At 40.8% G+C, this 10,339-nt stretch carries 13 protein-coding genes, 1 rRNA gene and 1 other annotated feature; of the genes, 6 read left to right on the top strand and 8 right to left on the bottom strand.

Annotated elements, in window-relative coordinates; all coding sequences use genetic code 11:
- Positions 1 to 37 precede the first annotated feature (37 nt).
- Together HCB49_RS09710 and HCB49_RS09705 are read right to left on the bottom strand one after the other, a co-directional pair.
- A 16S ribosomal RNA gene (locus tag HCB49_RS09710) occupies positions 38 to 1,587 on the bottom strand.
- A gap of 339 nt (positions 1,588 to 1,926) precedes the next feature.
- The gene (locus tag HCB49_RS09705) at positions 1,927 to 2,532 is read right to left on the bottom strand and encodes an HD domain-containing protein (protein ID WP_185604808.1); all 606 of its coding nucleotides are present in this window, start codon (positions 2,530 to 2,532) and stop codon (positions 1,927 to 1,929) included.
- A gap of 65 nt (positions 2,533 to 2,597) precedes the next feature.
- Between HCB49_RS09705 and HCB49_RS09700 the strand changes: the two genes are divergently transcribed.
- Positions 2,598 to 3,371: an ABC transporter ATP-binding protein gene (locus HCB49_RS09700; protein ID WP_185604807.1), complete on the top strand. Its 774-nt coding sequence runs from the start codon at positions 2,598 to 2,600 to the stop codon at positions 3,369 to 3,371.
- Between the two features lie 49 nt (positions 3,372 to 3,420).
- Positions 3,421 to 3,783 (top strand): hypothetical protein, encoded by a 363-nt coding sequence (locus tag HCB49_RS09695; RefSeq protein ID WP_185604806.1) that lies wholly within the window; start codon positions 3,421 to 3,423, stop codon positions 3,781 to 3,783.
- Between the two features lie 20 nt (positions 3,784 to 3,803).
- On the opposite strand, the gene pepT is transcribed toward HCB49_RS09695, so the two are convergent.
- Positions 3,804 to 5,036, bottom strand: coding sequence for a peptidase T (gene pepT, locus HCB49_RS09690; protein ID WP_185481514.1), 1,233 nt, complete (start codon positions 5,034 to 5,036; stop codon positions 3,804 to 3,806).
- A 57-nt stretch (positions 5,037 to 5,093) separates the two neighbouring features.
- Entirely contained in the window at positions 5,094 to 5,624 is a 531-nt protein-coding gene (locus HCB49_RS09685; RefSeq protein ID WP_185604805.1) for a DUF1697 domain-containing protein, read from the bottom strand.
- An 83-nt stretch (positions 5,625 to 5,707) separates the two neighbouring features.
- On the opposite strand from HCB49_RS09685, the gene HCB49_RS09680 reads away from it, so the two are divergent.
- Positions 5,708 to 6,463 (top strand): exodeoxyribonuclease III, encoded by a 756-nt coding sequence (locus tag HCB49_RS09680; protein WP_185604804.1) that lies wholly within the window; start codon positions 5,708 to 5,710, stop codon positions 6,461 to 6,463.
- 40 nt (positions 6,464 to 6,503) lie between these two features.
- Here HCB49_RS09680 and rplT read toward each other — a convergent pair whose 3' ends face one another.
- The 4 genes from rplT to rplS form a co-directional block, all read right to left on the bottom strand.
- On the bottom strand, positions 6,504 to 6,863 hold the full coding sequence (gene rplT, locus HCB49_RS09675; protein ID WP_003720097.1) for a 50S ribosomal protein L20: 360 nt from the start codon (positions 6,861 to 6,863) through the stop codon (positions 6,504 to 6,506).
- Positions 6,864 to 6,902: 39 nt separating this feature from the next.
- Positions 6,903 to 7,103 carry a 50S ribosomal protein L35 gene (gene rpmI / locus HCB49_RS09670; RefSeq protein WP_003720098.1) on the bottom strand — a complete coding sequence of 67 codons (201 nt, stop codon included), beginning with the start codon at positions 7,101 to 7,103 and terminating at the stop codon, positions 6,903 to 6,905.
- Positions 7,104 to 7,124: 21 nt separating this feature from the next.
- Positions 7,125 to 7,640: a translation initiation factor IF-3 gene (infC, locus tag HCB49_RS09665; protein WP_010958948.1), complete on the bottom strand. Its 516-nt coding sequence runs from the start codon at positions 7,638 to 7,640 to the stop codon at positions 7,125 to 7,127.
- Positions 7,641 to 7,722: 82 nt separating this feature from the next.
- Positions 7,723 to 7,861 (bottom strand) — a sequence feature (ribosomal protein L20 leader region).
- Between the two features lie 159 nt (positions 7,862 to 8,020).
- Positions 8,021 to 8,365, bottom strand: coding sequence for a 50S ribosomal protein L19 (gene rplS, locus HCB49_RS09660; protein WP_003728425.1), 345 nt, complete (start codon positions 8,363 to 8,365; stop codon positions 8,021 to 8,023).
- A gap of 207 nt (positions 8,366 to 8,572) precedes the next feature.
- Here rplS and HCB49_RS09655 point away from each other — a divergent pair, with 207 nt between their 5' ends.
- The 3 genes from HCB49_RS09655 to HCB49_RS09645 are packed head-to-tail and all read left to right on the top strand — an operon-like array spanning position 8,573 to position 10,331.
- Positions 8,573 to 9,007, top strand: a complete 435-nt coding sequence (locus HCB49_RS09655) for a MerR family transcriptional regulator (RefSeq protein ID WP_185604803.1) — start codon at positions 8,573 to 8,575, stop codon at positions 9,005 to 9,007.
- Positions 9,007 to 9,594, top strand: a complete 588-nt coding sequence (locus HCB49_RS09650; RefSeq protein WP_185604802.1) for an NAD(P)H-dependent oxidoreductase — start codon at positions 9,007 to 9,009, stop codon at positions 9,592 to 9,594. Before HCB49_RS09655 ends, HCB49_RS09650 begins: the two co-directional genes overlap by 1 nt.
- A 20-nt stretch (positions 9,595 to 9,614) precedes the next feature.
- On the top strand, positions 9,615 to 10,331 hold the full coding sequence (locus HCB49_RS09645) for an MBL fold metallo-hydrolase (RefSeq protein WP_185481541.1): 717 nt from the start codon (positions 9,615 to 9,617) through the stop codon (positions 10,329 to 10,331).
- The last annotated feature ends 8 nt before the right edge of the window (positions 10,332 to 10,339 follow it).

Raw genomic sequence — 10,339 nt, 5'->3', positions numbered from 1 at the left:
TAGAAGAACGAAAACTCACAGGTTTCCTTTTCCTTAGAAAGGAGGTGATCCAGCCGCACCTTCCGATACGGCTACCTTGTTACGACTTCACCCCAATTATCTGTCCCACCTTCGGCGGCTGGCTCCATAAAGGTTACCCTACCGACTTCGGGTGTTACAAACTCTCGTGGTGTGACGGGCGGTGTGTACAAGGCCCGGGAACGTATTCACCGTGGCATGCTGATCCACGATTACTAGCGATTCCGGCTTCATGTAGGCGAGTTGCAGCCTACAATCCGAACTGAGAATAGTTTTATGGGATTAGCTCCACCTCGCGGCTTCGCGACCCTTTGTACTATCCATTGTAGCACGTGTGTAGCCCAGGTCATAAGGGGCATGATGATTTGACGTCATCCCCACCTTCCTCCGGCTTGCACCGGCAGTCACTTTAGAGTGCCCAACTAAATGCTGGCAACTAAAATCAAGGGTTGCGCTCGTTGCGGGACTTAACCCAACATCTCACGACACGAGCTGACGACAACCATGCACCACCTGTCACTTTGTCCCCGAAGGGAAAGCTCTGTCTCCAGAGTGGTCAAAGGATGTCAAGACCTGGTAAGGTTCTTCGCGTTGCTTCGAATTAAACCACATGCTCCACCGCTTGTGCGGGCCCCCGTCAATTCCTTTGAGTTTCAACCTTGCGGTCGTACTCCCCAGGCGGAGTGCTTAATGCGTTAGCTGCAGCACTAAGGGGCGGAAACCCCCTAACACTTAGCACTCATCGTTTACGGCGTGGACTACCAGGGTATCTAATCCTGTTTGCTCCCCACGCTTTCGCGCCTCAGCGTCAGTTACAGACCAGAGAGTCGCCTTCGCCACTGGTGTTCCTCCACATATCTACGCATTTCACCGCTACACGTGGAATTCCACTCTCCTCTTCTGCACTCCAGTCTTCCAGTTTCCAATGACCCTCCCCGGTTAAGCCGGGGGCTTTCACATCAGACTTAAAAGACCGCCTGCGCGCGCTTTACGCCCAATAAATCCGGACAACGCTTGCCACCTACGTATTACCGCGGCTGCTGGCACGTAGTTAGCCGTGGCTTTCTGGTTAGATACCGTCAAGGGACAAGCAGTTACTCTTATCCTTGTTCTTCTCTAACAACAGTACTTTACGATCCGAAAACCTTCTTCATACACGCGGCGTTGCTCCGTCAGACTTTCGTCCATTGCGGAAGATTCCCTACTGCTGCCTCCCGTAGGAGTCTGGGCCGTGTCTCAGTCCCAGTGTGGCCGATCACCCTCTCAGGTCGGCTATGCATCGTTGCCTTGGTAGGCCATTACCCTACCAACTAGCTAATGCACCGCGGGCCCATCTGTAAGCGATAGCCGAAACCATCTTTCAAAGGCGTGGCATGCGCCACATCTTATCATTCGGTATTAGCCCCGGTTTCCCGGAGTTATCCCCAACTTACAGGCAGGTTGCCCACGTGTTACTCACCCGTCCGCCACTAACATTGGAAGAGCAAGCTCTTCCTCCGTTCGTTCGACTTGCATGTATTAGGCACGCCGCCAGCGTTCGTCCTGAGCCAGGATCAAACTCTCTTTAAAATATAAATTGAATTTGAATACTTATTCAACACCGTGAATAAGATTCCTTGCGTCAAATTGACTTCGCTAGCAATTAAATTACTAGTTTGTTTTGTTGAAAACAGCTTTCTGTTTTCTGCCCTGCGATTACCAGTGAGACTTTACGTCTCATTGCTTTTCGTCTTCTTCTTTGTTCAGTTTTCAAAGGTCAGTTGCTTTGTTAACGCAACTTTTAAATCTTACCATAAAGTTGAAACCGCGTCAACAACTATTTTTAAAATGTTTTTTTGATGAATTAACTTGTATCAATTCAGCTTTATCATTATATAACAGGTTTTTAGGAAATACAAGCGTTTTAGATTATATTTTTAATTCTTTTTCTAAAGCATGTATAAAATCCTGCATAATTTGTTGTTTTTCTATAGCTAGTTCTTGGGCTGCCTTTGTTTTCAACTGATCTTGAATGAGTAATAATTTATCGTAAAAGTGTTGTAGCGTGGTTTCTTCTGGGTGGTTGTGATTCGTTATTTCTCTATTATGCGCGCCTCCATAGGTAAATGTTCTTGCTATACCGATTGCGCCAATTGCATCTAAACGATCGGCATCTTGGACTATTTTCTCTTCTATTGTTAATGCTTGGAGTGGATTTGCTCCGTTTTTAAATGATACGGATTGGATAATACGGATGATTTTATTGATTGATGTTTTCGGGATATCTTTTGTTTCCATCCAATTAATCATTGTTTGAGTGGCTTGCAATGGATTATTTGTGAGTTTGCTGTCATTGTAGTCGTGAAATAGTGCGGCTAATTCGATAATGAATAGGTCTCCGCCTTCTTTCGCTTGGATTTGTTTGCTTAAATGCCATACGCGTTGAATATGTGCCCAGTCGTGGCCGGTTGTTTCCTTTTCGAAATGGGACTGCATCCATTTTTCGGCGGATTGGATAATTTCTTCTTGCTTCATTGTGTTTAGCTCCTTTTTTTCGTTATTTTCATGTACAATAGTAGAAAATGGAAATGGGGTATTCGATGTTTGAATTTAAACATGTTTATTTAAAACGGGATAATAAAACCATTTTGTCGGATATTAATTGGGTGGTGAATGAGAAGGAAAATTGGGCGATACTTGGACTTAATGGTTCTGGTAAAACTACTTTACTCCAACTTTTAAATGGGTATCTTTGGCCTAGCAGTGGAAATCTTCAAGTACTTGGGCATGTTTTTGGGCAGACTTCTTTGCCTGAATTGCGTAAATCGATTGGTTGGGTTAGTAATGCGCTTGACCATCAACTGAAAGAGTATGAGTTAAGCGAGCAAATTGTACTTAGTGGAAAATTTGCAAGTATTGGTATTTACGCGAAAGTCACAACAGACGAGATTGACCAAGCGAAAAAGCTGCTTACTGATTGTGGTGGTGGCACGCTTATTGGAAAACCGTATAAAATTTTATCTCAAGGAGAGCGTCAAATCGTTTTAATTGCTCGGGCTTTAATGGCGAATCCTAGGTTACTAATTTTAGATGAACCTTGTAATGGGCTTGATTTATTTGCGAAAGATCGTTTACTAGCGCGGATTAAGAAAATCGCTGAGTTGCCTGATTCACCAACGATGCTTTTTGTTACGCATCATACCGAAGAAATTCTCCCTTGCTTCGATAATATCATTTTACTGCGTGACGGGGAAATAACTCATCATGGGAAAACGGAAAAACTTTTGCAAGAGGCTGTTCTTCGGGATTTTTATCAGAAGCCGGTGGAGTTGATTCGGATAAAAGATGGCTCTATTGCAGTGTATCCAAAGTAAGTGGTATAGTGAGAGTACGAAAAATGCGTATGTAGAGGAGCGGAATATTTTGTATGAAACGATGATTGCAAAAGCTAGCGTTCGTGAGCTTCTTGGGATGGATACGAGTCTGCTTTATGGTTCGTTCGCTTATAAAATGGATGGCGAGCTGCTGGATTTAACCGGGCTGTGGATTTCGAATGAGGATGCGCTGATTTTTTACTTAGAAAATGAAGAGGTTTATTTGCTCAAGAAATTTGCTTATGAAGGTATAGTAGCGTTAGAACAAAAAGTGAGTTTGCTTGCGATGACGAAAAAGTTGATTTTACATCTTAAAAATAAAGACAGCTACACTTTACTCGTAGCGAATGGCGAAGCGAAAGTATTTGCTGCCAAAGTAAATGAACGCATAGAAAAAGTGAGTCTAGGATAATCTAGGCTCACTTTTTTTCGTTATTCTTTTTCTTCAAATAAGCGTGCTACTTCGATGATTACTTCTGTTGCTTTTACCATACTTTCTAATGCTACGTATTCGAATTTGCCGTGGAAGTTTTCTCCCCCGCCGAAAATGTTTGGTGTTGGTAGCCCTTTGTACGAAAGTTGAGCCCCATCTGTTCCGCCGCGAATTGGGCTGATTTTTGGCTCAATATCTAAGTTTCGCATTGCGGCACTCACGATATCAACAATTTCTTTAACTGGTTCGATTTTTTCGCGCATATTGTAGTATTGGTCATTGAGTTTTAGTTCTACGGATCCTTCGCCATATTTTTCTTCTAGTTCTTTGGCGATTGTAGCGATATGTGTTTTTCTTTCCACGAATTTCAAGTGATCGAAGTCGCGAATAATATAGTAGGATTTAGCTTGTTCGACGTCACCATTTAAGGAGATTAAATGATAAAAACCTTCGTATCCTTCTGTATATTCCGGTGCTTCTTCTTTTGGAATGCGCGCATCGAATTCCATCGCCATTTTGGTTGCGTTGACCATTTTATTTTTGGCTGTTCCTGGGTGAACACTATTACCATTAAAAGTGATTTTGGCTCCAGCAGCGTTGAAACTTTCGTATTCTAATTCGCCAAGTGGGCCGCCATCCATTGTGTAAGCATATTTTGCGCCAAATGCCTCTACGTCAAAACGTTCTGGTCCTCGGCCAATTTCTTCATCCGGTGTGAACGCAACACGAATTTTGCCGTGTTTGATTTCGGGATGGTTAATTAAATAGTTCATTGCCACCATGATTTCGGTGATGCCTGCTTTATCATCTGCGCCAAGTAATGTTGTTCCATCAGTTGTGATTAGCGTTTTTCCTTTGTAATCAGCTAGTTCTGGAAATTGTTTCGGTGAAAGCACGACATTTAAATCTTTGTTTAGAATGATATCTTTACCATCGTAGTTTTCGTGCACTTGTGGTTGGACGTTTTTTCCTGTTAAGTCTGTTGCTGTATCTAGGTGGGCTAAAAATCCGATTACTGGGACTTCTTTCGTTGTGTTCGAAGGAAGAGTTGCCATTACATAACCGAATTCGTCGACCGTTACTTCTTGCATGCCGATTTCTTTTAATTCTGTAACGAGAATGTTCGCCAGCTCCATTTGACCTGGAGTTGTTGGGCAAACTGTGCTTTCTTCATTTGACTGTGTATCTACTTTTACATATTTTGTAAATCGTTTTAATAGTTCTTCTTTCATTCCGACCACTCCCTTAAATTGATTCTTTTTCATTATAAACTTGATTTTCGAAAAATTCTATTCCTGACTGTCGAGTAGTGTTTGTAATTGAAGTGTTGTTCGCCAATTTCGTGTTGTTGTCAGGGTCTTTTTATATTTGCCAAGGAAAACTGGTAATTTTAAGGTATGGATTTGGTTGGAGAAAACGTGTATATAAAGGACGCGTCCGATGGCGATGACTTCCGCTTGGTCGTTTTTTTGTCTCGGGATATCGATATTTTCATTATAGAAAGCAGCCATCCAGCGTTCTTCTTCGCCAATTGTTTCTGGTGGAAAAGGATTGTTTGCGATGATTTGGTTATAATTTTGTTCTGAAAATACGAATACATCAATAGTTAATTCAAATGTTGCTTGGATTACTTCGGTTATCTTCGCCGCTACTTCGGTTTCTGTTTGTAAAATGGAACTTAGCACGAGGTTTCCACTTTGGATATAGGTTACTACGTTTTGGAATCCCTCTTCTGCTAAGGCCGCTTTTAAGTTTTTCATGTTCACTTTATTTTTCCCAGCAACGTTTACTGCTCTTAGTAAAGCGATGTATTTCTGCATCTATTTCCCTCCCAATCGTTTAACTACATTATAGCACGCGAATTACGTTATAATAGGACTATTAGTGATGGGAGGTTTTTTAGGTGAAATTAATTTCTTGGAATGTAAATGGACTTCGAGCGGCTGTTAAAAAAGGCTTTTTGGAGTATTTTGAAGAAGTAGATGCAGATATTTTCTGCTTGCAAGAAACGAAATTACAAGAAGGCCAAATTGAACTGGATTTACCCGCATATAAAGATTACTGGAATTACGCGGTGAAAAAAGGTTATTCAGGTACTGCGATTTTTACAAAAGTGGAGCCGTTATCGGTTCAATATGGTTTAGGCATTCCAGAGCATGATACGGAAGGCCGAGTTATCACACTTGAATTTGAGGAATTCTTTATGGTAACGGTTTATACGCCGAATTCACAAGCGGAGTTGAAACGATTAGATTATCGGATGACATTTGAAGATGCGATTTTGGAATATCTGAAAAACTTGGATAAAACAAAACCGGTTGTGCTTTGTGGCGACTTGAATGTTGCGCATGAGGAAATTGATTTAAAAAATCCGAAGACAAATCGTAAAAATGCGGGATTTTCAGATGAGGAACGCGCGAAATTTTCTGCGTTTTTAGATGCTGGATTTATTGATAGTTTCCGTTATTTTTATCCAGATTTGACTGATGCTTATTCTTGGTGGTCTTACCGAATGAATGCGCGAGCTAGAAATACTGGTTGGCGGATTGACTATTTTGTTGTTTCCGAACGTTTGAAAGATAAGTTAGTGGATGCCAAAATTCATGCGGATGTGCTTGGTTCGGATCATTGTCCTGTAGAGCTAGAACTTAATTTATAACATAAAAAAATCCCCACTCCTAAGAGTGAGGATTTTTTAATTATTTAGCTAATGCTTTTTTTGCTGAATCAGCAAGTGTGTTGAATGATGCGATATCATTAACTGCTAAGTCTGCAAGCATTTTACGGTTAATATCAATACCAGCTAATTTTAAGCCGTGCATTAATTTGCTGTAAGAAAGATCTTGCATACGAGCTGCCGCATTGATACGTGCGATCCATAATCTACGGAAATCACGTTTCTTTTGACGACGATCTCTATAAGCATATTGGTAAGATTTCATTACCGCTTGGTTAGCTACTTTGAATAATAAATGTTTAGAGCCATAATACCCTTTGGCTAATTTAACTATCTTTTTACGACGTTTGCGTGTTACTGTTCCGCCTTTTACGCGTGGCATATTGTCTACCTCCTAGAATTTACAAAAATGTTGTTTCTCTTATTTCATTTTAGCGACCATTTGACGAATACGTTTGAAGTCGCCAGCTGATACCATTGCTGATTTACGCAGTTTACGTTTTTGTTTTTGGGATTTGTTAGCGAACATATGGCTAGTGAAGCCGTGTCTGCGTTTTAATTTTCCAGATCCTGTTCTCTTGAAACGTTTAGCGGAACCGCGGTGGGTTTTCATTTTTGGCATGAATATTTCCTCCTCAAAACTTTACTTTTCATGAAGTGGTGCTAGGACTAAGAACATCGAACGTCCGTCCATTTTTGGTCTTTGCTCAATTGTACAAAGGTCTTCGCACGCTTTTGCAAAACGGTCAAGCACCTTCTGACCGATTTCTTTGTGTGTAATCGCACGGCCTTTAAAACGGATAGAGCATTTTACTTTATCGCCTTTTTCAAGGAATTTACGTGCATTACGTAGCTTCGTATCGAAGTCATGTTCGTCAATCGTTGGACTTAAACGAACTTCTTTCATTACGATGACTTTTTGGTTCTTACGGGCTTCTTTATCTTTCTTCTGTTGTTCAAAACGGAATTTACCGTAGTCCATAATACGAGCTACTGGCGGTTTCGCTGTTGGAGCAACAAGCACTAGATCAAGATTAGCCTTTTCAGCAATTTGAAGCGCATCGATTTTACTCTTCACGCCTAATTGTTCACCGTCTTGGTCGATCAATCTTACTTCGCGTGCACGAATCCCATCGTTTACCAACATGTCTTTGCTAATGGTGAGCCACCTCCACTTAAATTTGTTACAACAAGATAGAAAATAGCTGTTCAAATCTGCGGCCTGCTAACTCGTTCGTTCAGAGGCCATAAAAAAACGGGCTGCTTTTCAGCAATCCCGCACATTCAAAATCGCGCATGTAACGCGATGAAAGTTTGAATTTTTTGCCTGAAAACGTTCGTGTTAACGAGGCGAGAAGCGGGTTGCTCCTTCTTTCTTGTTTAATAACCTTACTTACTATATCATATGGGGTTTTTGGTGTCAAGGTGAATTAGTTATTTTTATTTCTTACAATTTGAAAAGAATAATTTCAATCAATGTTACTACAACTGAAGAAAACAAAAACCCTTGATTTCTCAAGGGTTTCAGCCGTTAAATGATTAACGAATTTCTTTAATACGAGCCGCTTTACCACGTAGGTTACGTAGGTAGTAAAGTTTCGCACGACGTACTTTACCACGACGGATAACTTCTAATTTTGCGATACGTGGAGTATGTACTGGGAAAGTACGTTCCACGCCAACACTGTTAGAAATTTTACGAACAGTGAAAGTTTCGCTGATTCCAGCTCCGCGACGTTTGATTACAACGCCTTCGAATAATTGGATACGTTCGCGAGTACCTTCGACTACTTTCGCATGTACACGTACAGTATCACCCGGACGGAAATTTGGAACATCTGGGTTTAGTTGACTTTTTGTGATTTCATCAATCAGTTTGTTCATGTTATTCTCTCCTTCCAACAAACATTCATTCATATTAATAATGAAGCGGAATATCGTTATCAGACTGGTTTCTCCAGTCACCTTATTCAGGTTACCATAAACTAGTTTGGCTGTAAAGTTTTTTTCTTACTTTTTCTTTGATAAAAAAGCTTGACCTTGGAGTATGGTTCAATGTTACCTTTAGTATATCAAATGGAGGTGTCGGATATGGAACAATGGACGGTGAAAGAAATGGCTGCCTACGTGGGGATTTCAGCGGATACATTACGATATTATGAAAAAAACAAAATAATTGTACCTAATCGCTTGGAAAACGGGTATCGTGTTTATAACGCAGAACACTTATTAGAAATAAAGTTTATTCTGGTGATGAAATACGCTCGCTTTTCCCTTTCTGAAATAAAGCTGATGATGGAATGGTTAAGGAGTGAGCCTTCTGTTTCTTGTAATACGGCGTCGAAGGAATTGCTTGCACTTAAAGCGGCGGAAATTAAACAGATGATTGCACATTATACGAAAATCGCTGCTCTTTTAGAAGAATTGCCGCAAATTGATGAAGTTCAAGATTATTCCACTGTTCAAAATGATGTGAATACCTTTGTCGAGCATATTTTTACTGACATCAGGAAGGATGGGTTTTAATGGCTAAGGTTGTGGCAATCATTGGTGACCCGCGTGAAGAAGGAACATCTAGGGATATGTTTCAGAAATATTTAGCTTTATTTGAAGAGCATCCAACTATCGAAGTGAAAACGTATGATGTTCGCGAGTTAGCGTTCGACCCTAATTTACCTGATGGCTATCGAACAGAGCAAACGGCGGATTTGATTACTCTCAAACAAGATGTAGTTTCCGCTGACCTATTGTTGTTTTCTTATCCGGTTTGGTGGTATAACGTTCCTGCTGTGCTGAAAGGCTTGATTGATCATTTATTTTGGCGCGGTGAGAGTTATAGTTTTAAAGATAAAAAGTATTTCTTTACGGGACCTTGGCGAAAAAAACGGGCGCGGCTAATTTATACGGTTGGCGGCATGGAGTTACAACATCGGCTGTTTGCTCGCCCTGCCCTCACTGCCTTGCGTTATCCGTTATGGATGAGTGGCGTTCTTTCTGTAAAAGCGACAGCAATCGACCGACTGGACCTCTCTATTCGCAAATCCGATGACTACTATAATAATAAAATTACTCGCGCGGCTAAAAAAGATGTTCGTTTCTTATTAAAAAAGTGATTTAGAAAGAAGGTTTTTTGATGAAAATTACTGCCAAACATCAATATTGGCAAATAACTACCTTGCCGCACCTATTTCCAGTTAATTGTTATTTGGTATTGGAAAAAGATGGTTTAACATTGATTGATACGGGGATTTTAGCACATGCAAAAGGGATTATTTCACTCATCCACAAATTAAAATTACCTTTAAAACGAATTCTACTAACACACGCGCATGGTGACCATATTGGTGGTTTGGTCGCGGTGAAGGCGGCTTTTCCTGAAGCACTTGTGATGATTGGAAGTAGGGAAAAGTTGCTTGTAGAGACGAAAGAAATTTATGCTTTTGAAACGCAGAAACCGTTAAAAGGTAGTTATCCAGATGCGTTCCCTGTGAAAATTAACCATGTTTTAAAAGATGGCGATATGATTGGCTCATTGTTAATTATTGATACTCCAGGACATACCCCTGGTTCGATTTCCTTTTTTGATGAGCGCAATGGACATTTGTTTGTTGGAGATTTATTTCAAACGCGAGGTGGAGCGGCTATTTGTGGGGAGAAACGGTTGTTGTTTCCTTTTCCAGCGATGGGGTCTTGGGATCTTTCGACAAGTATTCTTTCAGCGGAAAATTTGCAGCTGTTTGATGTGACGGAAATTGCTTGTGGGCATGGACCAATTAAATCAATGGCTGATTTTGACTTAAAGAGCGTGCTTGATCGGGCAAATAAACAACTTACTAATCAAAAAAACTAGAAAACCAA

Source organism: Listeria cossartiae subsp. cayugensis (genome assembly GCF_014229095.1).
In the GTDB taxonomy this organism is placed as follows: domain Bacteria; phylum Bacillota; class Bacilli; order Lactobacillales; family Listeriaceae; genus Listeria; species Listeria cayugensis.
This window is presented reverse-complemented; position numbering and strand designations above follow the sequence as displayed.

Bases quoted from the DNA above. Each gene is read 5' to 3' on its own strand.
- HCB49_RS09705 (WP_185604808.1), bottom strand. From the start codon at position 2,532: ATGAAGCAAGAAGAAATTATCCAATCCGCCGAAAAATGGATGCAGTCC.
- HCB49_RS09700 (WP_185604807.1), top strand. From the start codon at position 2,598: ATGTTTGAATTTAAACATGTTTATTTAAAACGGGATAATAAAACCATT.
- pepT (WP_185481514.1), bottom strand. From the start codon at position 5,036: ATGAAAGAAGAACTATTAAAACGATTTACAAAATATGTAAAAGTAGAT.
- HCB49_RS09685 (WP_185604805.1), bottom strand. From the start codon at position 5,624: ATGCAGAAATACATCGCTTTACTAAGAGCAGTAAACGTTGCTGGGAAA.
- rplT (WP_003720097.1), bottom strand. From the start codon at position 6,863: ATGCCACGCGTAAAAGGCGGAACAGTAACACGCAAACGTCGTAAAAAG.
- rpmI (WP_003720098.1), bottom strand. From the start codon at position 7,103: ATGCCAAAAATGAAAACCCACCGCGGTTCCGCTAAACGTTTCAAGAGA.
- rplS (WP_003728425.1), bottom strand. From the start codon at position 8,365: ATGAACAAACTGATTGATGAAATCACAAAAAGTCAACTAAACCCAGAT.
- HCB49_RS09655 (WP_185604803.1), top strand. From the start codon at position 8,573: ATGGAACAATGGACGGTGAAAGAAATGGCTGCCTACGTGGGGATTTCA.
- HCB49_RS09650 (WP_185604802.1), top strand. From the start codon at position 9,007: ATGGCTAAGGTTGTGGCAATCATTGGTGACCCGCGTGAAGAAGGAACA.
- HCB49_RS09645 (WP_185481541.1), top strand. From the start codon at position 9,615: ATGAAAATTACTGCCAAACATCAATATTGGCAAATAACTACCTTGCCG.